This window comes from Gemmatimonadota bacterium (genome assembly GCA_026706845.1).
In the GTDB taxonomy this organism is placed as follows: Bacteria; Latescibacterota; UBA2968; order UBA2968; family UBA2968; genus VXRD01.
Genome location: JAPOXY010000173.1, coordinates 38,625 through 62,300, shown reverse-complemented (window position 1 = coordinate 62,300; position 23,676 = coordinate 38,625). Strand labels below are relative to the sequence as shown.

The 23,676-nt window shown below is 50.7% G+C and carries 22 protein-coding genes; 10 read left to right on the top strand and 12 right to left on the bottom strand.

What is annotated here, in order from left to right; translation table 11 throughout:
* From OXG87_16315 to OXG87_16260, 12 genes are all read right to left on the bottom strand, one after another.
* Positions 1 to 1,842 (bottom strand): hypothetical protein (locus tag OXG87_16315; GenBank protein ID MCY3871115.1); only part of this gene is annotated, 1,842 nt, incomplete at its 3' end.
* 30 nt (positions 1,843 to 1,872) lie between these two features.
* Positions 1,873 to 2,310, bottom strand: coding sequence for a hypothetical protein (locus OXG87_16310; protein ID MCY3871114.1), 438 nt, complete (start codon positions 2,308 to 2,310; stop codon positions 1,873 to 1,875).
* A gap of 78 nt (positions 2,311 to 2,388) precedes the next feature.
* Positions 2,389 to 3,213 carry an RDD family protein gene (locus OXG87_16305; GenBank protein MCY3871113.1) on the bottom strand — a complete coding sequence of 275 codons (825 nt, stop codon included), beginning with the start codon at positions 3,211 to 3,213 and terminating at the stop codon, positions 2,389 to 2,391.
* 1 nt (position 3,214) lies between these two features.
* Entirely contained in the window at positions 3,215 to 6,490 is a 3,276-nt protein-coding gene (locus tag OXG87_16300; protein MCY3871112.1) for an efflux RND transporter permease subunit, read from the bottom strand.
* Between the two features lie 5 nt (positions 6,491 to 6,495).
* A complete protein-coding gene (locus tag OXG87_16295; protein MCY3871111.1) occupies positions 6,496 to 8,070 on the bottom strand; it encodes an efflux RND transporter periplasmic adaptor subunit in 1,575 nt (524 codons plus the stop codon).
* Between the two features lie 68 nt (positions 8,071 to 8,138).
* Entirely contained in the window at positions 8,139 to 8,522 is a 384-nt protein-coding gene (locus tag OXG87_16290; protein ID MCY3871110.1) for a hypothetical protein, read from the bottom strand.
* A gap of 12 nt (positions 8,523 to 8,534) precedes the next feature.
* The gene (locus OXG87_16285) at positions 8,535 to 9,008 is read right to left on the bottom strand and encodes a zf-HC2 domain-containing protein (GenBank protein MCY3871109.1); all 474 of its coding nucleotides are present in this window, start codon (positions 9,006 to 9,008) and stop codon (positions 8,535 to 8,537) included.
* Between the two features lie 2 nt (positions 9,009 to 9,010).
* Positions 9,011 to 9,619 carry a sigma-70 family RNA polymerase sigma factor gene (locus OXG87_16280; GenBank protein MCY3871108.1) on the bottom strand — a complete coding sequence of 203 codons (609 nt, stop codon included), beginning with the start codon at positions 9,617 to 9,619 and terminating at the stop codon, positions 9,011 to 9,013.
* 109 nt (positions 9,620 to 9,728) lie between these two features.
* Positions 9,729 to 10,142 carry a biopolymer transporter ExbD gene (locus tag OXG87_16275; protein MCY3871107.1) on the bottom strand — a complete coding sequence of 138 codons (414 nt, stop codon included), beginning with the start codon at positions 10,140 to 10,142 and terminating at the stop codon, positions 9,729 to 9,731.
* The gene (locus OXG87_16270; protein MCY3871106.1) at positions 10,142 to 10,768 is read right to left on the bottom strand and encodes a MotA/TolQ/ExbB proton channel family protein; all 627 of its coding nucleotides are present in this window, start codon (positions 10,766 to 10,768) and stop codon (positions 10,142 to 10,144) included. The genes OXG87_16275 and OXG87_16270 overlap by 1 nt, the downstream gene beginning before the upstream one ends.
* A 1-nt stretch (position 10,769) precedes the next feature.
* Positions 10,770 to 11,621 (bottom strand): hypothetical protein, encoded by an 852-nt coding sequence (locus OXG87_16265; GenBank protein MCY3871105.1) that lies wholly within the window; start codon positions 11,619 to 11,621, stop codon positions 10,770 to 10,772.
* Between the two features lie 21 nt (positions 11,622 to 11,642).
* On the bottom strand, positions 11,643 to 13,139 hold the full coding sequence (locus OXG87_16260; protein ID MCY3871104.1) for a glycosyltransferase family 2 protein: 1,497 nt from the start codon (positions 13,137 to 13,139) through the stop codon (positions 11,643 to 11,645).
* A gap of 279 nt (positions 13,140 to 13,418) precedes the next feature.
* On the opposite strand from OXG87_16260, the gene OXG87_16255 reads away from it, so the two are divergent.
* The 10 genes from OXG87_16255 to OXG87_16210 all read left to right on the top strand — a co-directional run bounded on the left by OXG87_16255 (position 13,419) and on the right by OXG87_16210 (position 23,673).
* The gene (locus OXG87_16255) at positions 13,419 to 14,216 is read left to right on the top strand and encodes an AAA family ATPase (GenBank protein MCY3871103.1); all 798 of its coding nucleotides are present in this window, start codon (positions 13,419 to 13,421) and stop codon (positions 14,214 to 14,216) included.
* A 17-nt stretch (positions 14,217 to 14,233) separates the two neighbouring features.
* Positions 14,234 to 14,986, top strand: coding sequence for a phytanoyl-CoA dioxygenase family protein (locus OXG87_16250; protein MCY3871102.1), 753 nt, complete (start codon positions 14,234 to 14,236; stop codon positions 14,984 to 14,986).
* 17 nt (positions 14,987 to 15,003) lie between these two features.
* Positions 15,004 to 15,960 (top strand): phytanoyl-CoA dioxygenase family protein, encoded by a 957-nt coding sequence (locus tag OXG87_16245; GenBank protein ID MCY3871101.1) that lies wholly within the window; start codon positions 15,004 to 15,006, stop codon positions 15,958 to 15,960.
* 14 nt (positions 15,961 to 15,974) lie between these two features.
* A complete protein-coding gene (locus OXG87_16240; GenBank protein ID MCY3871100.1) occupies positions 15,975 to 17,057 on the top strand; it encodes a hypothetical protein in 1,083 nt (360 codons plus the stop codon).
* A gap of 128 nt (positions 17,058 to 17,185) precedes the next feature.
* Entirely contained in the window at positions 17,186 to 18,022 is an 837-nt protein-coding gene (locus OXG87_16235; protein MCY3871099.1) for a phytanoyl-CoA dioxygenase family protein, read from the top strand.
* 21 nt (positions 18,023 to 18,043) lie between these two features.
* Positions 18,044 to 18,880, top strand: coding sequence for a phytanoyl-CoA dioxygenase family protein (locus OXG87_16230; protein ID MCY3871098.1), 837 nt, complete (start codon positions 18,044 to 18,046; stop codon positions 18,878 to 18,880).
* A gap of 17 nt (positions 18,881 to 18,897) precedes the next feature.
* Positions 18,898 to 19,623: a BPL-N domain-containing protein gene (locus OXG87_16225; protein ID MCY3871097.1), complete on the top strand. Its 726-nt coding sequence runs from the start codon at positions 18,898 to 18,900 to the stop codon at positions 19,621 to 19,623.
* 18 nt (positions 19,624 to 19,641) lie between these two features.
* Complete coding sequence (locus OXG87_16220; protein MCY3871096.1) at positions 19,642 to 21,045, top strand: sulfatase; 1,404 nt, start codon at positions 19,642 to 19,644, stop codon at positions 21,043 to 21,045.
* Positions 21,046 to 21,072: 27 nt separating this feature from the next.
* Positions 21,073 to 22,461 carry a sulfatase-like hydrolase/transferase gene (locus tag OXG87_16215; protein ID MCY3871095.1) on the top strand — a complete coding sequence of 463 codons (1,389 nt, stop codon included), beginning with the start codon at positions 21,073 to 21,075 and terminating at the stop codon, positions 22,459 to 22,461.
* A 57-nt stretch (positions 22,462 to 22,518) separates the two neighbouring features.
* Entirely contained in the window at positions 22,519 to 23,673 is a 1,155-nt protein-coding gene (locus tag OXG87_16210; GenBank protein ID MCY3871094.1) for a family 43 glycosylhydrolase, read from the top strand.
* Positions 23,674 to 23,676 lie beyond the last annotated feature (3 nt).

Sequence of the window (23,676 nt, the reverse complement as noted above, 5' to 3'; positions counted from 1 at the left end):
AGACCAGGTGATGGTAATGTAACTAATTCCACCTCTTGCGCTCACATTGCGCGGTGCTGCCAAAACTGGAGCAGGCGCAGTGGCCTGGGCAGAGACAGGGGACGATAATTCGCTCTTTATATTAGAGGGGCCTGTCGCCCGCACCCGATAGACAAAGGGCTGATCTGCTGTGACAGGGGTATCCACATATGTCGTCAGCACAGAAGAGAAGGTTTTGTCAGGCGTTTCGTGTGTGGGATCGGTGAAGCGCAATATCTCATATCCGGTCAATTCCGGCTCGGTGTTCGCCGACCACGTCAAGGTGATTTTCTGCTCACCAGGAGTTGCCCGTACGTTGCGCGGGATGGCAAATCCCTTGGTGGTCACAGATACCGGCTGAGACCGGGGTCCAGCATTGCCGTCCGGATCCAATGCTCTGATCGCATAAAAGTATCGCGTCAATAACTCAACGGATGTGTCTTCATAACTCACCTGATTGCTCAATACTGTGGCGATCAGTGCAAATGATGTATTGTTCTCGCGTGACCGGTAGATCTCAAAGGAGGCCAATCCGGTCAACTCATTGCCATTTCTATCTGATACAGGTGCAGTCCAGTTGAGCGTCACCCGCTGATAATGATCATCGTCCAGGCTGACGATGAGATCTGAGGGTGCGCCAGGAGCACTTTGATCGGCGAGTGCCAGTCCGTCGATGAAAGAGGAAGTATCACTGCGCAATAGTCCAAGATTGGGATCTTGCACAACGGTTTGAACTTTGTAGAAGTACACTTGATCGGTCGCGACAAGCGAATCGATATAGGTCGTCTGCCCCGTGGTAAAGAGCGTGTCGCTTGTTACGGGTGTGAAGGGACCTTGGGTCGATTGTGACCGCAAAATCAGATAGCCCAGCAAATTGGGATCGTTTACGGGATTCCAGGATATGACAATGCGCGCCTGTTCATTTTTTGTTGCGCGCAAGCCAGCAGGTATTGGTACGTTCGCGCCTGGTGTGTCTATGGTTACTAAAGTAAGTGCTGGAGGCCCGATGTTGCCTTCTGGATCAACGGCGATGACTACGTAAACGTGAAGCACGCCAGCTTCGAGTTCATCGGTGTCGAGAAAATAAGTCTGGGTGGCGGGTACGGTTCCAAGTTCGACGAAAACATCCTTCAACTCGTCGGATATTTCTCCCAGATTATCGAGGTCAATGCCCAGTTCTGTGGCGAGCTGGACCAGTGCTGTTTGTGAACCCTGTATCTGGAGTTTGCCCTGCGAATCTTTGATTCTGAAAATTCTGTACCCGGACAATCCGGTCAATTCCTGATTGCCCACATCCGTTTCTGGCGCTGACCAGCCCAGTGCAACCTGTTTGCCATCGGCATCGGTGATGGCGACGAAATTCATCGGCATAGCTGGTGCGCGCGTATCATCGAGGACTTCTGCACTTACAAACGCGGACAATTCGCTCGATTGTCCATCTACATCTACGGTGCTGAGTTTATAAAAGTATATTTTTGATACATTGGCATCTATTGTCGAATCCACATAAGTCGTGCGTGCTGTCGTCACGTCGGAAACGGATGATTCGCCGCGCAATAGATCAAATTTGCCCGTAGCCGATGTTGACCGCCATATCCCATATCCCGCAAGATTGGTGCTGTTCACGGGATTCCAGTTCAAAGTGATCCGTCCAATACCGCCTTGGGCGCGAATATTGCCAGGCGGATTCAACGCCGTTGTGCTTCCTTCAAATTGTGAGTCAACCGGATTTACGCGTTCGCGTCCGCATCCCCACATGGCTATTAAAATTATCGCAATCCCCAAAAGGCCGAGTTGTAGTCGGCGCGTCCACCAGTGCTTCATAATAATCTCCTCATTGCCCATTACTGATGATTAAAATTTTTTCTTCAACACAATCCCAACAGATTTTTTGCGAATATCACTGTTGAGATCTATTTTGATTCGTCGATCAATTTTGGGCATTTTATCATCCACACCGCTGTGTATGAGCAAACGCAAACCACTGATCAACAAAATTGCGGAAAATCCGACACTCATCATGCTCTTGGTATCTCGATCGCTCGTGCGGTTAAAAAGCCGTTCGGCTTCTCGAGAGTCTTTCGCCGCCTTATAGGCTTCGTAATTGTCGTTTGCATCGCGCTTATAATCAATGGCGCGCTTGGCCATAAACGCACTGCCACTGAGAAATAAAACACCAAATGTGCGCCGTGCAGTAAAAAAGGACCGCGCTTCGGCAACGGGAGCCAAACACCCCCAAAAAAATGTGGTCGCCAGCACGATGCAACACATTTTATACATCCGTCTATGCATACTTACTCACTCCTTCCCTGATATTTCGAGGATTTAGACGAGAGTACATGATTAAAAGTTTCGGATAACTGATATATTCTATTCAAATCTTCTTTCGGCTTCTGTCTTTTCCCAGGTGCGCACCAGGCGAACGAGTCTTGTGCCGAGAATTTTATCGTGAAGTGCCCGGCTGCCGGGATCCCACAGCATCCAAAATCCACTGAGACCCAGTGTCCCGACAAAAAGCAGAGGCTGTAGAACAAATCTGCCCACTGCCTGTGACCAGGTTGGAATACCTCCCCCAACGCGCTCGACTCGAATGCCCAATTCGCGCATCCCCGGGGTAAATCCAGAACGCGCCCATCCCGATAAGGTCATGAAAATACGAAAAACGAGCAGAATGACCAGAATGATTCCAAAATCATTCCAGATAATCATCGCCCTGCTCTGCGCTGCGGGATCTCCCTCGATCACTCCAACGGCGATATCCTTCGCACTCCCTATGAAACCCGTGATGTCTGACCAGAGATCATCGGATTGATTGCCGCCACCGCCGCCTCGTCCGCCACCTCGTCCGCCACCACCTCGTCCGCCGCCGCGGCCACCGCCAGCACTTGCGGTTTGCGCGCTTGGAAAAAGAACGCTTTTGAGAAGAAAAAAAATTAAAAAAGGAACGAGCACTTGCATGGAGAAATCAATTGCGCTCGACGCGAGACGTCTCAAGATCCCGGGGGAATCCGTCAGCGTACTTGTTTCCATAGATTTTGGATCGAAGTCTTTTAAGCGCGTTTCGATTTCTGCCCTGACTTGGTCGTATCGCTCTGGAAATAGATCGCGATCCAGATGTGCATAAATATCTTCGAGTTCTGAAAGCGAATAGTTCTGAAGCGATTCGACAAATGCTTCATCTCGGCTCTGGTCCATGCTACTCCTTGCGGTCGGTTAGCGAATAAAGCGTTGGGATCAGCACCAGGGTTACCAGGGTTGATACGACCAGGCCGCCTATGACGGTAATGGCCATAGGCGCGCGTATCTCAGCGCCCTGCCCTACCGGGAAAAGCATACCCACCACAGCCATGACTGCGATGTATACCTGCCCGGATAACACGCCATCCAGCACGCCTTCAATGCTTTTGACAAGGGGCTGAAAATTGAAAATGCCCAGTGCCATGGGCAACAGACCGAGCACGGTTGTAGAGGTGGTCATCAAAATGGGACGCAGGCGCACTCTGCCCGCCTGTGCAATGGCTTCCATTTTGGGCATGCCCTCATCTCTTCGGAGCGTGTTGATATAATCGATGAGCACAATGGCATTGTTGACGACAATGCCAGCCAACATAATCAAACCAATGAGGACGACCACACTGATGGTCTGTCCGGTTATGAGGAGCAGGGCAAAAACGCCTACCAGAGCAAAAGGTATGGCAAACATGATTACAAAAGGATGAACGAGCGATTCAAACTGCGATGCCATTACCAGATAAACGAGAAAAATCGCCAACCCAATCGCCAGTTGCATACTTTCAAACGATCGCTGTTGCTCTTCATTCTGACCACCCACTTTAATCGAAAAATCAGCGGGTAATTCCATCTGATCAATTTCGCGTTCGAGGTCTGCGACGACGGCACTCAGACTTCGACCCACCAGATTGGCTGAAATCAATGCCACGCGCTCCTGGTCAATTCTGCGAATTTCTGCAGGCCCCATTTCCACCTGTAAATCGGCGACCACACTCAAAGGCACCGGCGATGGGGCATTGTTGGGGCTGACGATCAACCGCCTCAGATCATCTACTGTGCTTCGGTGTTCCTCTTCGGAACGAACGCGAATATCGACCCGCCGATCTCCTCGGGTAAATTGTGTGGCAACCTCTCCTTGAACCTGATTGCGGATAATCCCGCCAATGGCATTAATCGTCGTGCCTATTTGCGCCACGCGCTTGCGGTCAAACCGAATTTGCACTTCGGGTGTACCGCCCTCGCTCGTTGTTTTAATATCTGTCAGTCCCGGGATGGTTTGCATGCGCGCCATCATTTCCCCGGCGATCATCTGTAGCGACTGCAAATTATAACCGGCGACTTCCACTTCGATTGGCGTGCGGGACGAGAATAGCGACGGGCGGGTAAATTTTGTGTCCACGGCGGGAATTTCCAGGATCATCTGGCGCAAGCGTTCCATCACGGCAATTTCGCGGTCTCGAATAATGCCCTCGTGGAGTACGACATTGACTTCGCCTACATTTTCCCTTTCTTCTCCGCCGCTGCCGCCAGATGCCGATTGTGTACCGACAATGCTGTAAACCAAGCGCACTTCGGGTTGACTGCGAATAATCCTCTCAATGGCTTGAATGGTTTGTGTGGTGGCAGCAAGGGGTGTGCCCAACGGCATTTCGACTGCGATTGAGAACGCTCCCTGGCTCATTTCGGGGATCAGTTCACTGCCCAATTTTGTGCGGAGTTCCCAGGTTCCACCCAAAAGGACAATTGCCAATCCAATCACATACAGGCGATGCCTGAGCGCCCATCTGATAATGTGCGGATAGACGAGATAAGCGCGCCCAATCACTCTGTCAAAAATCCAGAATAAAGGTGTCAGGCAGGTCAGAATGCCGCGTCCCAGCCATCCTATAACCGTGCCCAGCAATCCCATAGCACGGGCTGGGGCTTCTACACCCCCCTTGTGTCCACTTTCCTTTTTTCGTTTCTCTACGGCGGCAAATTCGCCAATCCAGGAAAATTCCAATGAAGCCAGCATAGGTATGACCGTGAGGGCAACGAGCAGGGAGGCGACGAGCGAATAGGTCACGGTAAGTGCCTGGTCCCGGAAGAGTTGCCCTGCAATGCCTTCTACAAAAACAATGGGGACAAAGACGCATATTGTCGTCATTGTAGAAGCCACCACAGCCTTCCCCACTTCAGACCCCCCTTTATTGGTCGCTTCACGCGGACTCAGACCGCTATCCTGGTAACGCTGTACGCTTTCGAGTACGACAATTGAGTTGTCAACCAGCATGCCAATTCCCAGGGCAAGACCTCCCAGAGACATGATGTTGAGGCTTACGTCAGATGCGTACATGAGGAAAAATGTCGCAACAACTGAAATGGGAATAGATACGCTGATGATGCCCGTGCTTTTGGGGCTTTGCAAAAACAGATAGAGAACGATAATGGCCAAAAAACCGCCCAAAATAGCGGTGTTGAGGACCTCGGAAACCGAGTCTCGAATGAATGTCGATTGATCCGCGACGACCTCCATCCGAGAATTGCCCAGCAAATCGCCGGATGTGCGGCGGAATTGCTCAAGGGCCTCTTTAACGAATTGCGCAACTGTTACGGTATTGGCATCGCCCTCTTTGTATATGGCCAGTTCGACACTTTCTTGCTGATCAATACGCGTAATTACCGTGCGTTCGCGGTGTCCTCGGGTCACCGCGCCCACATCGGCTAATGTGATAATGGTGCCCTGTCGTTGGCCCACCACAATATCCTGAATTTCTTCTATTGTTTTAAATTCGTTGAAGGTGCGAACCAGGTATTCCGCTTCGCCATCTTTGAGTTCTCCTCCCGTCAAGTTCACATTTTCCTGGGCTAAGCGATTGACGACCTGAGATAGAGGAATGCGCAGTGCAGCCAGTTTGGGCTGGTCAATTTCAACTTGTATTTCTTCTTCCAGGCCACCATTGACGCGCACAGATGCGACCCCTTCGAGGCTTTCCAATTCGGGCTTAATTTCTTCTTCGGCCAGGAGGCGCAGCGCGATCAGGCTTTCTTCGCCGTAGAGTCCGATACGCATGATCGGGTCCAACGAGGGGTCAAATCTCAGCAGTACGGGTTTTCTCACGTCCTGTGGTAGGCGTACCTGATCGAGCTTTTCCCGAATATCGAGTGAAGCAAAATCCATGTCCGTACCCCAGGCAAATTCCACCACCACATCCGACATGCCAGGGCGCGAGGTCGATGTGACCCGGATAACTCCATTTACCACACCCACAGACCCCTCAATCGGCTCGGTGATTAAGCGTTCCATCTCCGAGGGTGCTGTGCCTTCGTATTCTGTGCGCACCGTCAGGGTGGGATAGGTGATATCGGGCAGCAGGTTGATCGATAGGCGCTGAAAAGCAACCATGCCGAATAGCACTGCCGCAGCCACAAACATCGTTACTGTTACCCGTCGCCGGGTTGAAAATTCAATGAGCTTCATAAGTTTTAATTACCTCGTCCACCACGTCCTTGTATCAATCCTTTTTCTCGCATTTCAGCTACAAAAGCGCGGAGTTTTTCCATATTTGTTGCGAGTTCGGGATCGTCTTTTACGCGCTTTTCATATTCGGTTTTGACTTCGGGAAAGCGCTCGATCATGCGTTTTATGCGATCTGTGGGATCACCGCCACCGCGTCCTTGCCCACCGGCAAATCCTCTGCCCTGTCCCCCTTGACCCATCTGTCCGCGTCCTTGCCTGCCCTGTCCCTCACCACCTGCCATAGTACTCCCGCCTCGTTGTCCTCCCTGTCCCATCTGTCCGCGTCCTTGCCTGCCCTGTCCCTCACCACCTGCCATAGTACTCCCGCCTCGTTGTCCTCCCTGTCCCATTTGCCCACGTCCAGCGCGTCCCTGTCCCCCTTGACCCATCTGTCCGCGTCCCTGCCTACCCTGTCCGCCGCGTCCGGCAAATGCGGGAGGTGCGGCTTCTCCTACGAGGCGCACGGGAGAACCCGGTCTCAATCCTTCCTGCCCTACGGTAATGACTCGCTCTCCCTGGGAAAGGCCGTTGAGTATCTCTAAACGATCGCTATCTGTAAAGCCGATTTCAATACGCCTGCGCTGCGCCTGCCCGCGCCCGCTTTCGGGATCGGTTTCAAAGGTAAATACCTGGTTGCCTTCTCCTTCGAGTACGAGGGCTTTTTTGGGAATGACCAGGGTGTTTCTTCGCGTTTCCGTGATAATATAAACCGAGGCAAACATCCCGGGACGCAATAGACTTTTATCTGTTCGGGGTATCTCGACGGTTACTTTGACCGTGCCGCTTTCGGGATCTACCACGGGGCTGATCATTTTTACTGTGCCCGTAAATTCTCTTTCAGGCGCGGCTTCAACTGTGATGCGCGCAGTCTGTCCTACGGTGATTTTACCAAAATCCTTTTCCGTTACCTGGATGCGCGCAAGCAGGGGATCAAATTTGGCTACAGAGGCCACTACCTGATTGTTGGTGACCATGTTGCCCACTTCGATATTTCTCAGTGTCATAATGCCTTGAATGGGCGATCTAATCGCCGTGTAGCTCAAATCGAGTTTGGCCTGTTCGAGTTGTGCTTTGGCCGATTCGAATTGGGTTTTGGCATTTTCATAAGACTGTTTGCTACCCAGATTGCGCTGAAATAGGGCATCTTCGCGTTCATATCGCTGTTTGGCTTCCTGATAGGCAACTTCTCGCTGCGCAACACTGATCTGGGCAGCGTCGGCGTCGAGCCGCGCCATTACGGTGCCCTCGCGTACGGGGTCGCCTTCTTCTTTTGAGATCGCGATGACCTGCCCGGATCTGCGCGCTCGAACGTCAACCCATCTTTCGGCTTCGAGAGTTGTGTTTTTGAGAATATATGCCGAAATATCCCCTTGTTTTACAGTCTCGACCTTGACGGGCGCAGCAGCACCGCCACCGCGTCCACCGCGTCCACCGCGTCCAGCACGTCCGCCCTGTTCCTGTTCTGCTTCTTCTTCGCCACAGGCAAAGAGCGCGAGAAAAAGCAGAACGAACCATCGATGGTTGGCTATTTTTTGCATCATCCCTCCGTCTTCTCAGGACTTATAAAGAAAGTAAATGATTACTCACTTATTTTTGCACAAATTTCTTTTCATTTTGTCTGATTGCTGTGGGTTCTGTTTCTATACTGATGACGCCGTACATCCTGTTCGGCCATCATCTCATCAAATTCTTTTCGCTGTTCAGGCGTCAAAATTTCCCGAATTTGAGCGCGAGTTGCGTTTCTCACTTTACCAAACTCAGAGCGATAGGCCGTGTTGATATCGACCATGCATTTACGCCCTTGTTCGAGGATTGTGTCCAGTTGCGCTTTCTGATTATCTGATAGGTCGAGCTTTGCCACCATTTCAGACATGCGCACCCGTCTCTTTCCAGAATCACCAGACGCGAGACTTTCGTAAACAGTCCCTATTACTGCGCCGAGTAATAAACACAAAACGATCAGGCATATAAAGCGGAAACGCGAAATAAACATAATAAAAACCTTCTAACGCGTGTTGTCGGATAAGACGAGGTCGAGCACGCGATCTTTGGAAAAATCATCTTCGGTCAAACTCACAACTTCTCGAACCTCGCGGTCGAGCGAACCCTGTAAAAAAGCATCCAGCGTGAGGGGTTCAACATTTCTGTCCAGGCGCTGGGTCAAAAATGCCAGCGAGCCAATGGAGATCAGCAACATTGCGGCAGTGGCGAATTTTTGAAATCCCCATCGGTTTTTCATTCGCGCCACTTCTTCCTGGATTTTTATATCTACACGCCGCACAAAAAAACGGTCGGGTGCAGGCGGAGACCAGGCGGCAAATAGTTGTCGCACGCGCACCATCTCGGCCAGTTCACGCCTGAGACTGTCGGATGTGCGCAACAGCATTTCAACTCTGGCCCGGTCTGCTTCTGTCAGCGCATCGTCGAGATAAGCCGACAACAATTCTCGGTTGATGTCAATGGTGTTGTCTGCGTCCATATTCACGCCTCAATCCAGTTGTCGTATTGCACTTGCAAAATTTCGCGGAGTTTTGCTCGTCCTCGAAACAGGCGAGACTTAACGGTTCCTATTGAGCATTTGAGCAATTCGGCGATTTCTTCATAGGTTAGACCTTCAATTTCTCTCAAAACAAAGGTTATGCGATATTCTTCAGATAGATCGTTCAGGGCGCATTCGAGAATTTCTTGAAGTTCCCGTTGTTCAACGCGCATATCTGCATTTTGGGGCTGACCCGCCCAGATGCGCGGTGCATCCCAATTTTCTCGATGTTCATCCAGAGATATAAAGCTGCGTCGATGTCTGGATTTGAGGTGATCTAAGCAGCAGTTGATAGCGATGCGGTGCAACCATGTTGAAAATAGCGATTGTCCCCGAAATCGATTCAGGGCGCGAAATGCCTTGAGAAATGCTTCTTGCGCCAAATCGTCGGCTTCGTCGAGATCGCCAATAAGGCTGTAAACCGCATTGTACACGCGTTCATGGTGTCGCTGAACCAGCACGGAGAAAGCCTCAGTGTTGCCCTCTAAGACCCGGGCGACGATTTGGATATCTTCAATATGTGAAAAATTGGACGATTTTGAATCGCGCATTGTTCCGACCTCTCGGCGAATCAACGAATCAGCGAATCAACGAATCAGCGAATCAACGAATCGAAACTCGTAGTGATTTTTGGTGGTAGGGCGGGGTTCGTCTATTCGTCTATTCGTCTATTCGTTCCGCTGTGGCATTGGTAATCCGTCTGATTCCCACACCTCTGACGAGGTCCAGAATCGACATCACGTCGCCATAAGGCAATTGGCGGTCTGCTCGCAAAATGAGACCCCCACTTTCATCGATATCCGCAGCGTGTTGTTTTAATAATTCCCGCAATGCCGATTGATCGACGGTCTGACCATCTAATGCCATTTGACCATCTGCCGATACGTTGAGAATATAACGTCTTGGATGCTGCGTTTTTTCCGCGTGTTCCATGGCGGGCAGTTCGACCTTGAGTGCGGATTGATCGATAAATTGCGTGGTTACGAGAAAAAATGTAAGCAATAAAAACAGGACGTCGATCAACGAGGTTACATTGATGGCCGGGCGGCGCTTGAGGGGCATTTGCATTCGCATCACTGTTCACCTTCGGAGCCTTGAAACCCCCGGAGCTTTTTCAGGAGGGTATTGGCGTATTTCTCAATTTCCAAAATCAAGCTTTCTGCGCGACTGCTGTATAAATTGTAAAATACGAGTGATGGAATCGCAATAAAAAGTCCAGCGGCAGTCGTTAGAATTGCTTCGGAAATGCCCCCTGCCAGGAGATTGGCCTGTCCTACACCCACTTCTGAAACCTGTTGAAAAACTTTAATCATGCCCAGAACAGTACCCAGGAGTCCCAAAAGCGGTGAAACTCCCGCTACGGTCTCCAGTACTACCAGTCCCTTTTGCAATACGCCCATTTCCTGACGGCCCTGATCCAGAATGCTTTCTCTAACCTCTTCTAAGGACAAATGGCGATTGTCCAATCCCGCGCGCATTACCGCGGAGAAAGGCCCTTTGTGCTGCCGACAGACGTTCAAAGCCAATCCGATATCTTCTGGTCCTTGAATATTGTCGATTACACTGACAATTTCGGGCCGGATGACGGCGCGACGGCGCAGTGCAAACCCGCGCTCAATCGCAATGCCCAAAGCCAGTACTGAGCACAAGGTCAGAGGATACATCATGAGGCCACCCTGTTCAAATAGTGCCCAGCCCATATTATTGTCGCCTTTGCCCTTTTCCAAAAATTAAATATTCAAAAGTACCCGTAATGTCGAGGTACTCATCCGGGAAATCTGGGGGTAATGCCTTGAATGGTGCCGATAGTTCAACAGCCTTCAGGCTCGTTTTGAGCAACAACTCACTGCCCTCATAGTCGATCAACTCGGGACCTTCGAGCCGACCGTCGCGCCAGATTCTGAATTTCACTCTGGTCTTACCATCGATCATACCCAACTCGAATGCGCGAGGCGGATATATATGACGGTCAATATGTCGTTTGAGATATTGCATATAGGGTGCGAAATTCCAGGCATAAGTACTCAGTTGCAATCCTCCGCGTTCGAGTGCGCGGGTTTTGCGATTGTCCATATCTATGTGCGATTGGGGCAATTCCCCGCCCAGCACCGCGCGTTCTCGCTCTTTTCGCGCTTCCTCGGGATTTTTCTGCAATACCTCCACAAAACTAAAGGGGTTGTCGGTGGTTTCCTGCGTGCGGTCTGCGCTTTGTGTCTCACTGCGCGACTTTCCCTGCGCTGGCGTCGCTATGTTCTTTGCCTGTGATATGCCATCAGAAAATGGTAAGTGGCTTTCGGGCAAGGCCGTCTGTTGATCGCGAGAGATGTTATCGCGCTCTGCGAGCAACGGCGTTTCTTCGGGCGGTGCGTCGTCTCGATTTTGGGGCACATCGACAAATTCAAATGTCAGGGGTGGTGATACGGGTATTTTTTCTGGTTGCGGCACAATGAGCGCAGACCGCCACAGCGGGTTCTCCAGGAGCAGAAACAGAATGTGCAGCAGAATGGCTGCGGTATAAGCCCAGAGGTATGGATTGTTGAGTCGCGTTGCCATATACCCGTTCCGCCTTTGTTTTTAGTTTGCTTCTGCGACTTCAATTGCTTGCGAATGTATTTTCGCCCACATGCCCTGGAATAAAGACATCCCCCCCACATAAATAAAACCAGCGGCAAACAAAATCAGGAATGGTACGGGAAAATACAGCCCTTTCGCAATCGAATACGCCATGGCACCCAGCAAATAAAATCCGAGTCCAATTTCCAAAAATGACGTCATGTTTTTTCGCAGGGCGTAATTTTTGCGATACCAATTTCCATTCCTGCCGATAACGCGATACTTAGGGGTGCGGTTGAATGCGGTCTCGTGCCCCCGCAAAGCCTGAATCACTCCGCGCGCGTTGTTCAATGAAATCCCCATGCCCAGAGCGAGTACGAATGGCAAATACAGGATGCGCGATTTCCAATCCGAATATATTTCTCGCTGCGAGTGGATGTAGTATCTCGAGATCACGCCCGTCGCGCCTACAAAGAGGGGAAAATCGATTATTACCACCCTGAGCCATCCCAGGTCTTCCCGCAGAACAATTGCGGGAAAAATGAGAATGGCGATCATTGCCATCAAACAATATGCAAAATTGGTTACCAGATGAAAAGCGGCTTCGCCCTTTACGCGCCATGGGAGATGGCTTTGCAACAGGGTCTTCAGTGTTTTTTTAGCGGTTTGAACAGAGCCTTTTGCCCATCGAAATTGCTGTGATTTCCAGGCATTTACTTCCACGGGGATTTCGGCTGGCGTTACGGTATCTGAGAGATAGACAAATTGCCATCCCGCCAATTGCGCGCGATAGCTCAAGTCGAGGTCTTCAGTCAGGGTATCGTGCTGCCAGCCGCCGGCTTCATCGATACAAGCCCGGCGCCAGACGCCCGCTGTGCCGTTAAAATTGAAAAACAAGCCCGAGCGGCTTCGGGCACCGTGTTCCATAACAAAATGGCCGTCGAGATAGATGGCCTGTACGCGTGTCAAAATGGAGTAGTCCCGATTCAGATGCCCCCAGCGCGTCTGAACCATGCCGACTTGTGGTTCTGCGAAATGCGGGATGGTTTTGTTCAAAAAGTCCGGTGGCGGCAGAAAATCGGCGTCAAAAATTGCGATCAATTCACCGCGTGCGACCCGCAATCCCTCTGCGAGCGCACCGGCTTTATACCCGGTGCGCGTTTTGCGGTGTATCAGCGCGATATTCAGTCCCGAATGTCGAAGTTCATCAACGCACTGTCTGGCGATTGCGGTTGTTTCATCGGTCGAGTCGTCTAAAACCTGAATTTCGAGGCGGTCGGCTGGATAATCCATTTTGGCGACCGCGCGAATCAGTCGTTCGACCACATAGCGTTCATTAAATACGGGCAATTGCACTGTCACAAAGGGTAATTCATCAAAGGTGCCGCGGGGAATGGGTTGTTTGCGACGGTGCTTGTAATAGAGGTGTACCATCAAGTGTCGATGCAGGCTTACGAGCATCAGCAATGCAAACACAAGGCTGTAAGAGGCCAGCAAAACGGATTGCCACCAGGCCATACAGATCTCCAAAATGAAAGTCAAAACAAGATATGTCACCAGCACAGTGCAGCAAAATATAGGGTTTGGTTACGTTCCGTCAAAGTATTTTGTGTCAATGTCTCCGTGTTGTCTAAAATGCCCGAAAACACTTAAATCGCTTTGCCGATTACTTGACACAGACCGTTTGAGGTAACTATATTGGATTGCGATAAAACAGGTGCAGTGAGCAGCGTTAAACTTTTATTCCGATAGGTTTTATAAAATCCGCGATCGGACTTAAAATAAAGGATTAAGACCGTGTACGATAAATATTGGAAGCTGACGGAATTGCCGTTTGAAAATGTGCCGGATCCGCGTTTTTTTTATTCTTCGAGAGATCACCAGAGAGCATTATTGCAAATGTTTTACGCGGTCAATAACCGCATGGGAGCTGCCATACTCACGGGCGATGCAGGCTGTGGCAAAACCACAGTGAGTCGCATGCTTACCCATGAACTGGCATCTGACAGGTATAAAATCGCGCTTATGAATAGACCCGGTCTTTCGCCGGAAGACTTTCTACGGGATATGCTCGAGCAATTGGGCGTTGAGGACCAATCGAACGGAAAATTGCAACGCGCACTTGAGGTTCAGGCTGTCAAAAGTGCCAATGCGGGCAAATATACGGTCGTTATTGTCGATGATGCCCATGCAATAGAAGACGACGATACATTTAAAGAGTTGCAATCTCTGTTTAGCTTTCAACGCAATGGGCGTTTTTTTCTCACCCTTCTTCTCGCTGGACAGGCAGACCTCGTGGAACGGGTCGCGGGCGTCGAGGCATTGGGACAACAGGTTGCGCGGCAATATCACCTCGCGCCTCTCAAGGACGAAGAAACCCGCGCATATGTGCAAACTCGCCTGGAAAAAGCGGGAGCCGATCGATCCTTATTTGATGAGGACGCGCTCGACGCGCTCTATCAAGTGTCCAATGGTGTTCCACGAGATATAAATAATATTTGCGATATTGCCCTGTTGCTCGGTTTTGATGCTAAGGTCAAAACCGTCGGGGAGGAACAGATAGAGAAGGCTGTTTACGCGGTTAATAATATGTAATGAAAACGGAGGCTATTATGACGCCGGAAGAGAAGTTTCGATTTGATTTGCAGGGGTTTTTGGTTGTCAAAAATGTGTTGAGTGCGGATGAGGTGGATGCGCTGAATAAGTTGGCCGATGAGGTATGGGCTGATCCTGCCGACGAAAAAGATGGGCACCGCCGCACGAGTCGCGTTTCGATGTGGGGTCCAGAGACGCAGGCGTTGTTCGATCATCCCAATGCGTTGCCGTATATGATTGAGTTGTTGGGGCCGACATTTCGCGTGGATCACGATTATTCCATTTTTATGAAGAAGGGCGCGAGGCGCGGGCGATTGCACGGTGGGCCATCACTGCAGGCGGGTGTGCCGGGGGATCATTGGTACAAATACCACGATGGGGTGATGCGCAATGGGTTGACGGTGTTTACGTATAATCTTGCGCCTGCGCGAAAAGGGGATGGGGGCTTTGCCTGTGTTCCCGGGTCGCATAAGAGCAATTTTGTCAGTATTCCCAGCGATGTGCGCAATTTTGAGCGACCGGCGCACTATGTACATCAGCCCGAAGCAGAAGCCGGGGATATGATCATTTTTACAGAGGCACTGGTGCACGGTACAATGCCCTGGGAAGGCGAGCACGAGCGCCGCTCATTGCTGTATAAGTTCAGTCCGGGGCATTCGGCGTGGTCGCAGAATTATTACAATCCCGACGATTATCCCAATGTGACAGATCAACAGCGACGGATTATGGAGCCGCCATCGATTGGCGGGCGGGAAAAAGTCGTGATGTGATCGGAAAGGAAATATCTATGGGGCTTACAGCAGAGGAAGTTCGACAATTTAACGAGCTGGGTTATGTCGTTAAGGAGTCCATCTATTCTTCTGATGATTTGCAACTTCTGAAGGATGGGTTGACGGGCGCGGTTCAGGAGAAGTGCGATGAGTTGATTGCCGCTGGCGAGCTGGATCGCGATTTTGCCGAGGAGCCATTTGAGACGCGGCTGACCAGGCTCCACCGATACAACCCGGAGGCCGCCCACAAGGTGTTGATGTCGATCTGGTCGGGTAGATTTCACGGGCCGGGGATTTTGAAGGCGTTGCGGCATCGTCCATTGATTGCGTGTATTGAGGATATTATCGGCCCCGATATCGTCGGTACGTCGATTTATCGCATACGCCCCAAGGTGCCGGGCTATTCGCGTGGGGAGGTGCCTTGGCATCAGGATGCGGGTTATTCGATGGAACATTGTTACGATTATTTGATGGTAACGTGCTGGGTACCGCTGGTGGATGCGACGCTGGATAACGGGTGTTTGTGGGTGATTCCAAAGGTGCAGGATAAGGGGATTATTCGACATTATACGGGTGGTCACGCGGGTTTTTTGGAAATTGCACCTGAAAATGTTCCCGAGGGTGCGATACCAGTGGAGATGTCGGCGGGGTCGGTTTTGTTTTTGACGAATCTGACGCCGCATGCTTCGTTTGAAAACAAGACCGATATTGTGCGGTGGAGTATGGATCTGCGATATCAGGATTTTAGCGTGCCGAGCAATATCGGCGAAGTGCCCGAAGATTATATGCCAGAACGCGAGCCAGTGACGATGGCGTGCCATCCGGGTGAGGCGTATTTCGTGATTCAGGATACGCAAAATCCCGAGCGAGAGATGCGAGATCCCGGGGTTTTTGCCACGTTGCGAAAAGAGTGGGATAGAAAGAAGGTTCATGCCCCCGGGCGCGGTTGGACGCCGCTGGATGAACGCCACTAAATATGGAGAATTACATGGGTGAAGTAACTTATCGGGTTGAGAAATTGCACGGTAGGCCAATTGTCGATGGAAGTGATGTGCGACGGCTCAGGATTGGGGCAGATCCCAATCGTTCGAGATTGCGCGGCGATGCGATGTTTCCCACGGTGGTGCGGATTCCCGATTGGGTGCCTGCGGAAGATCGGGCACATCCGAATGCGAATTATTATCTCTATTGCGCGTCGCATCACGGGACGAGTATTCACATGGCGTGGTCAGATCGGGTGGATTCGGCAGAGTGGACGATTTTTAATGCCGGTCGGTTGGATGATCCGCGTTTTCCAGGGCGCGGGGTGTTTGATTTGCGGTTGGGCAATGAGACTAAGACGATTGATGTGGTGGATGGTATTGTGTTGAAGGGGCATGTGTCGTCTCCCGAGGTGATTGTGGATGAGGATAATCGGCAGTTTATCATGGTGGTTCACGGGAGCAGCAATGATGGCCAGCGTTCATTTGTGGCGACGTCGAAATGCGGGTTGAATTTTAACCGTCCCGAAGTGGGTGGGGAAGAAGGCCATGGATTGAAACGGTTGAAATTTGCGGATCGAAATTATTTGCGCGTGTTTACCTACCATGGCGATTGGTACGGTTTTGCACAGCGCGGATTTTTTTTAGAGCCAGCTGTTCCCGAATGTCCGTGGGATGCGCCAGTGGGTTGGAATACGAGCGATCCTCTGTGGGTGTCTGCTGAATCGTCGCCTATTGAGGATGATCTCGTCGCCGATGGGTTGGCGGGCGATCATCTTCCCAATGGGGGTTTGGGATTGCGCCACGGATGTGTGCGGGTGATGGAGGATGGCGAGACGCTGGAGGTGTTTTACAGCCGAAAATGGGAGGAGCCGGAATATATTATGCGTTCGACTGTGGATTTGAGCGCTGGCAATTGGCAGACGTGGCAGACGAGTTATCCCCCCGAAGATATGATTCGCGCCGAGGAGGATTGGGAGGGCGATGTGGTACACGATTCTTATGCGTTCAAAGAAGATGGTCAGTTGTATTTGTTTTATACCTGTTGGGAAGAGGATGCGATTGCCGTGGCGAAGCTATACCGTGAGTAACAGGGAGATTGTATGGCACGATTTGAAGCGACGTGGGAATCTTGAAAGCAGTACAATTGCCCCCGGTGGTTTCGATTGGGATCTGGGCACACTGGGGGCATTCGCGTTGATAAATAAGGAGAAAAAATATGGTACCCTCACCTACTGAATGGGAGGACTATCTTTTTGATCTTCAGGGATATCTCGTTCTGAAGGATGTTGTTTCTCCAGAACTGATTGCGGAGATTAATGAGACGGTCGATCACTGGGTTAGTTTACACGAGGCCGGACACAAATGGATCGGCCATGTTCGCGGTAGCGATCCCGAACCCGTAAAGGGTCCCGATATTAAGTTTGCCAATATTATTGAGGGTGGACCAGCTTTTGAGGCGTTGATCGATAATCCCAACTGGCTCGAGTATGTGAAGCGCTATGTCGATAATGATGGGTTGTACATCTGGGCGAACCATTTGTCTGTCAGTCGGAAAGGTAGCTATGTACCTGTTCATTCCGGCGGGCATAACAAGAGTTATCGCACCAGTTTTCGATATCATAACGATAATTTCTATTGTGGCAATTTCAATGTTTTGCTCGCGCTGAACGATATTGGTCCAGGAGATGGCGGTACTATGATTGTGCTTGGATCACATAAATGCAATGTGGTTAATCCTCTGGTTTTTGAGCAGGAGAATGGGCGACATAAGAATGTGGTTGAGCAGACGAAACTGACGCCCTATTTAAAGGAAATGCATCTCAATGCAGGCGACGCTGTTATTTTTACGGATGCCTGTACACACGGTGCCAGTGTGCGGACCAATGACGGCGAGCGCAGGATACTGATTTATCGATATACTGCATTTTGGATGAAAAATGCTACTGGTTTTGAGCCGTCAGAAGAATTGCTCGCCAGACTCACGCCTGAGCGCAGAAAAATTGTGCGGCCCGTTGTGCCGATAAGACCGCCTGTTCAATCTGTGACTGCATGATTTTAAAGAAGGGATGGGAATATGATATCGACACCGGATGAATGGGATGATTATCGATTTGATCTTGAGGGTTTTCTCATTTTAAAGAATGCTGTGCAGCCGGAACTCATTGCCGAGATCAATGAGAAGGTTGATGAATGGCTTGTTTTGAGCGATGCGGGAGAGGAATGGTTGGGCAATGTTCATGTTGTGAAGAATGAAAATACCAATAGTCACAGTGTGAGTTTCAGAAATGTTATAGAAGGCGGTTCTTGTTTTGAGGCGTTGATTGACAATCCCAACTGGATCGAGTTTGTCAAGCGGTACGTGGATAACCACGGTTTGCATATTTGGATGAATTTTCTTCCGATCATCCGTCAAGGGAGCCATGTGAGGTTGCATGCTGGCGGTCACAATAAGATGTATCGCACGAGTTTTGAATATCACGACAATAAATTTTTCTGTGGCAATTTGAACATTCTCCTGGCGCTGAATGATATTGGTCCAGGGGATGGTGGGACACTGGTCGTTCCCGGATCCCATAAGTCCAATCTCCCAAATCCACTGGTGCATCAGAAGAGGCAGGGCAGGAAGGATTATGTTCTCGAGCCAGGTGATATGGCTCCCCTTCTCAAGGAGGTGCATCTCAAGGCGGGAGATGCCGTTGTGTTTACAGATGCACTTATTCACGGTGCCAGCGTGAGGACCAATGAAGGGGAACGCCGCGCATTGATTTATCGCTATTCGTCTTTTTGGACCCGAGACCGTTTGGGATATGAATACTCCGATGAGTTGGTGGCGAGATTAACGCCAGCACGCAGAAAGATTATTCGGCCTATTGAGCCTTCAAAACCACCGGTTACGCAGATGGCTCTGTAAGGTAGATGAAAGGCCTCATGGTTGGTGAATATATAAATAAAAGAAAAATAAAAAACACCCGGATTCGGATCGCTGTGTATGAGGGCGAAGGCGCGGGTCCAAGTTGCGCGGATCTTCTCGAAGTGCTCGGCAAGGCAAAGGGAAATCCGGTTTTCGAGATCGTCAGGATGGACGCTCTGGCAATTCGTGGGGGTAAGCTCTCGGAGGTGGATGTTCTCATCCAACCCGGTGGTAGCGGAGGAAAGCAGGGGCGCGCTCTGGAGTCAAAGGGGAGAGAAGCGGTGCGGGAATTTATAAAAGAGGGAGGCGGTTTTATCGGGATCTGTGCCGGAGCCTATCTTGCGACCAATGACTATCCGTGGTCACTCGACTTGATAGATGCACAGGTGATAGACCGAGAACACTGGGCGCGGGGCACTGGTATTGTGACGATTGAGCTGTCTTCGGCTGCCCAGGATTTTTTTGGGATTGAGGAGAAAACCCTTCAGATTTTCTATGGTCAGGGACCGCTGCTGGGACGCCGTGAATTGGACGATCCACTCGTTCCCGATTACGAAAGTCTTGCTCTATACCGCACTGAGATCGCAAAAAAAGGTGCGCCTGAAGGCGTTATGCCAGGCACTTCAGCTATTGTCCGCACGCAGTTTGAAAAAGGCCGTGTGTTTTGTTTCAGTGCACATCCCGAAAAGACAGATTCACTGGGTTATCTGGTGGAAAAGGCGGTAAGATGGGCGGCTGGGTGAAGGAATAAGGAGATCCGTATGACATCACCCAATATTGTCTTTATTCTCATATCAGACATGGGATGGCGCGATGTTGGCTTTCTGGGGTGTAAGACGCATGAAACGCCGAGTATTGATCGCCTTGCTCACGGTGGCATGATTTTTCCACAGACGTATTCTTGTGGGCCTAATTGCGCGCCTTCCCGTGCCAGTATTATGTCGGGCATGTACACACCGCGTCATGAGATCTATACACCTGGTGGTGCATCTAAAGGCGATGTTCGGCTGATGAAATTGATAACGCCTGCTCGCGATGCCGATTTAGAACGCTTTCCTTCTAATTATCCAATAGCCCTCAAACCCGATGTCACTTGCATACCGCAAGTGCTCAAATCTGCGGGATACACTTGTGGTGCTATCGGCAAATGGCAACTTGGCAATGATCCTGAAGCGGGACCCATATCTAAAGGCTTTGATCACAACGTTGGTGGTCACCAGCGCATGGGACGCCATTTTAGTCCTTATAAAAATCCTGCTATGCGCGATGGTCCTGAGGGTGAGTATCTCACAGATCGGCTCACCGACGAAGCGGTTCAATTTATTCAAGACAATCGGGATGGCCCTTTTTTTCTTTATCTTGCCCACTGGGCACTGCATGCCCCCATTTTAGCCAAAGCTGATAAAATTGCCGCCTACGAAAAAGCCGGGCATCCCAACCCGCCTTATGGGGCTATGGTTGAAAGCGTTGATGAAAGCGTGGGTCGCGTGATGCAAACGCTCGACGATCTCGGTCTTGCAGACAACACTCTTGTCATCTTTTCAGTCGATCATGGCGGGATAGCCAAATACACCAATATGGATCCGTTACGCGGTGGCAAAGGCGCGCTTTACGAAGGCGGTATCCGCGTATCTACCTGCATGCGTTGGCCCGGTGTCATTCCTGCGGGCACAACATGCGATGTACCAATCTACGGTATTGATTTTATGCCTACCCTCGCTGAAGCCACCTCCGGTACACTTCCTGAGCACCAACCTGTTGATGGTGAAAGCCTAATTCCTCTATTTTCTGGCGCAACATCCCTTAAACGCGATACCCTGTACTGGCACTTCCCTCTGTATCTTGGAGGATCTGATTGCCAAAATATCACGCCCTTGCGGGGTGGTCGCGCTGGCCGGGGTACGGGTTGGCGCACTGTGCCTTCGGGAGCCATTCGCAAAGGCGATTGGAAACTGATTGAGCAGTTTGAAACCGGTAGTGTGGAACTTTACAATATTGCTCGTGATATTGGTGAAAAAAAAGACCTTGCCACTGACCATCCCGAAAAAGCCGCTGAACTTTTGAAGGATCTCAAAAAATGGCAATGCGATACAAAAGCCATTATCCCCAACGAACCCAATCCGTATTATGATATGGAGTACGAACGCGCTGTTGCGCAACAATAGATGGGTATGACAAACAGGGAGGACGAAATGAGTAAACCGAACCTGCTGATTATTCACACCGATGAACACAATTTTCGCACGTTGGGTTGTTATCGCGATCTGATGCCGGAAGATCAGGCTTTTGTCTGGGGACCGGGTGTTAAAGTAGATACACCGCATATTGATTCGCTCGCTCGGGACGGCGCTATTTGCGACAGTTATTATTCGTCGTCGCCTGTTTGCTCGCCTTCGCGTGCTTCTTTTGTTTCCGGCCTTTATCCGATTGCTACCGACGTGTATAAAAACGATATCCCCCTGAAAGAGGGGTTGATCACTTTTGCCGAAGTGCTCAAAAACCAGGGGTATGTCACCTCATATCTCGGCAAGTGGCATCTGGGTGGAGAAGCCAAGCCAGGCTTTGCGCCAGAGCACAAATTTGGTTTTGAGGACAATCGGTATATGTGGAACCGCGGTCACTGGAAGAAACTCGGGCTGAAAGAGGACGGCACACCCTATGTTGCGGCGAGGAACAACAGGGGTGGGCCTGCCAGCAGAGTAGATGGTGCCGACGAAAAGTCGTTTACAACTGATTGGTTGACTGACCGCACTCTGGAAGTTATCGAACGCGATCAGAATCACCCCTTTTGCATTATGGTCTCTATCCCGGATCCGCACGGACCAAACACGGTTCGCGCGCCCTATGACACGATGTACAAAGATATGGTTTTTCAAAATCCGCGCACGATGGATTTTCCCGTGGAGAAAATGCCGAAATGGCATCGGGTTGGAGACAGGAATACGGCCCGTGAACTGAATCAGAGGCAGATGCAGAGGTATTTTGGTATGGTCAAATGCATCGACGATAATGTGGGGCGCATTCTGGCAGATCTGGAAGCCGGGGGACTGGATCAGAATACGATTGTGATTTTTACCGCCGATCATGGCGACCTGATGGGCGAACATAGACGCCACAACAAGGGGATGCCCTACGAGGGCAGTGCAAAGATTCCGTTTGTGATTCGCTGGCCCGAGAAGATCGCGCCGGGGAAAGTTGTGAATACCGCCTATACGACGGTTGATTTCGGTCCTACGATTCTGGGCCTTATGGGGATTGAGGAGGAGATTCCAGATGCCCACGGGCTAAATGATGCTGCGGCGTTTCTCAGTGATGAAAAGGTGGTAGATGATGATCGCATTGTCTATATGACTACTTCAGCATCGCAGACCATTATGGCCGTTAACCGACGTTATAAACTGATTCTCTCACAGGTCGATGATCCCTGGTTGTACGATCTGAATAAGGATCCGGATGAGCTGGTCAATGTATATTCCGATCCCGAATACAAAGAGATTGCTGAGAAGTTTAAAGCTGAGCTGATCGTTCAGATGGAGCGCTACAATGAGCCTGCGCTACGCAAAGGCCGGCTGATTTATTAAATGGAGATACCTGTGAACGATGAGAAGAACAAAGGCGCGGCGTTTTTTCCGTACGTTATGCCAAGGGAAAGACCGGACCTGCCTTTGAGCCGCGCGATGGACCGGCTCTTTGCGAACTACAGTGAGCCTTCTACATGGTGGAATGAGCTGTATTCCCAGTTTCGATATACGGAGCTTGAAGGGCTGGATTACCGGGGGGGAGATGGTAGGCTTACGAGGCGCGATCCGAGCAAGGTAATCAAAGCCGATGGCAAGTATTACGTGTGGTACACGCGGCGAAGTACGGATATGCCTCCGCAGGGTCCGGGAAGAGGTGCAGAATCAATACCTTCGACCGACTGGGATTTGTCAGAAATCTGGTATGCTACGAGTGAAGATGGTTTTGTGTGGGAAGAGCAGGGTGTTGCGGTGCCACGACCTGCCAAACCGCACCCCGGATGGCGGTCTGTTTCCACTCCCGACATTCTCGTTTGGAAGGATAGATATTATCTCTATTATCAGAGCTTTTTGGAGATGTCTGGTACGCGCGGTGATGATTGTCCTGTGTCGGTCTCATGGGCGGATTCGCCGAATGGGCCCTGGACACCGACACAGGAGGTCGTGATTCCCAATGGTCCAAAAGGGTCCTGGGACCAGTTCTCTATTCACGATCCCTATCCACTGGTGTACAAAGGCCGAATCTATCTGTACTATAAATCGGATATGAACGCAGCACAGAAGCAAAACATCCGGTTACAGGGATTGGCCATTGCCGACGAGCCGCTGGGGCCTTTTGAGAAATGCCCGCTCAATCCCGTGTTGAATTCGGGACATGAAACGGGTCTGTTTCCCTTCAAGGGCGGGATTGCCGCGCTTGCGATTCGACATGGGAATGAGCACAATACGATTCAGTTTGCTCCAGACGGAATCAATTTCGAGATTGCATCTACCGTCAGCCTGATGCCCATCGCCCCGGGTCCCTATGTGCCGGATGCGTTTACCAATACCGACAACGGACGCGGGATTACGTGGGGGCTTTGTCACTTTACAGGCGTTGGAAAGCACAGTATTCTGGCTCGATTCGACTGCGACTTGAGTCAGGACCACGATGCTCCAAACATGCGACAGACAGAGCACTGGTGGCCACCGGAATACTATTACAAAAGTGGATTGGGTGAGGCAATGCGCCGAGAAAGGGAGCAATTGGCCAGAGAAGATCTGAAAAAGACCTGATTA

Bases quoted from the DNA above. Each gene is read 5' to 3' on its own strand.
- OXG87_16235 (MCY3871099.1), top strand. From the start codon at position 17,186: ATGGTACCCTCACCTACTGAATGGGAGGACTATCTTTTTGATCTTCAG.
- OXG87_16230 (MCY3871098.1), top strand. From the start codon at position 18,044: ATGATATCGACACCGGATGAATGGGATGATTATCGATTTGATCTTGAG.
- OXG87_16275 (MCY3871107.1), bottom strand. From the start codon at position 10,142: ATGCGAATGCAAATGCCCCTCAAGCGCCGCCCGGCCATCAATGTAACC.
- OXG87_16280 (MCY3871108.1), bottom strand. From the start codon at position 9,619: ATGCGCGATTCAAAATCGTCCAATTTTTCACATATTGAAGATATCCAA.
- OXG87_16250 (MCY3871102.1), top strand. From the start codon at position 14,234: ATGACGCCGGAAGAGAAGTTTCGATTTGATTTGCAGGGGTTTTTGGTT.
- OXG87_16295 (MCY3871111.1), bottom strand. From the start codon at position 8,070: ATGATGCAAAAAATAGCCAACCATCGATGGTTCGTTCTGCTTTTTCTC.
- OXG87_16245 (MCY3871101.1), top strand. From the start codon at position 15,004: ATGGGGCTTACAGCAGAGGAAGTTCGACAATTTAACGAGCTGGGTTAT.
- OXG87_16310 (MCY3871114.1), bottom strand. From the start codon at position 2,310: ATGCATAGACGGATGTATAAAATGTGTTGCATCGTGCTGGCGACCACA.
- OXG87_16300 (MCY3871112.1), bottom strand. From the start codon at position 6,490: ATGAAGCTCATTGAATTTTCAACCCGGCGACGGGTAACAGTAACGATG.
- OXG87_16210 (MCY3871094.1), top strand. From the start codon at position 22,519: ATGCCAAGGGAAAGACCGGACCTGCCTTTGAGCCGCGCGATGGACCGG.
- OXG87_16220 (MCY3871096.1), top strand. From the start codon at position 19,642: ATGACATCACCCAATATTGTCTTTATTCTCATATCAGACATGGGATGG.
- OXG87_16305 (MCY3871113.1), bottom strand. From the start codon at position 3,213: ATGGACCAGAGCCGAGATGAAGCATTTGTCGAATCGCTTCAGAACTAT.
- OXG87_16265 (MCY3871105.1), bottom strand. From the start codon at position 11,621: ATGGCAACGCGACTCAACAATCCATACCTCTGGGCTTATACCGCAGCC.
- OXG87_16290 (MCY3871110.1), bottom strand. From the start codon at position 8,522: ATGTTTATTTCGCGTTTCCGCTTTATATGCCTGATCGTTTTGTGTTTA.
- OXG87_16285 (MCY3871109.1), bottom strand. From the start codon at position 9,008: ATGGACGCAGACAACACCATTGACATCAACCGAGAATTGTTGTCGGCT.
- OXG87_16260 (MCY3871104.1), bottom strand. From the start codon at position 13,139: ATGGCCTGGTGGCAATCCGTTTTGCTGGCCTCTTACAGCCTTGTGTTT.
- OXG87_16270 (MCY3871106.1), bottom strand. From the start codon at position 10,768: ATGGGCTGGGCACTATTTGAACAGGGTGGCCTCATGATGTATCCTCTG.
- OXG87_16240 (MCY3871100.1), top strand. From the start codon at position 15,975: ATGGGTGAAGTAACTTATCGGGTTGAGAAATTGCACGGTAGGCCAATT.
- OXG87_16215 (MCY3871095.1), top strand. From the start codon at position 21,073: ATGAGTAAACCGAACCTGCTGATTATTCACACCGATGAACACAATTTT.
- OXG87_16225 (MCY3871097.1), top strand. From the start codon at position 18,898: ATGGTTGGTGAATATATAAATAAAAGAAAAATAAAAAACACCCGGATT.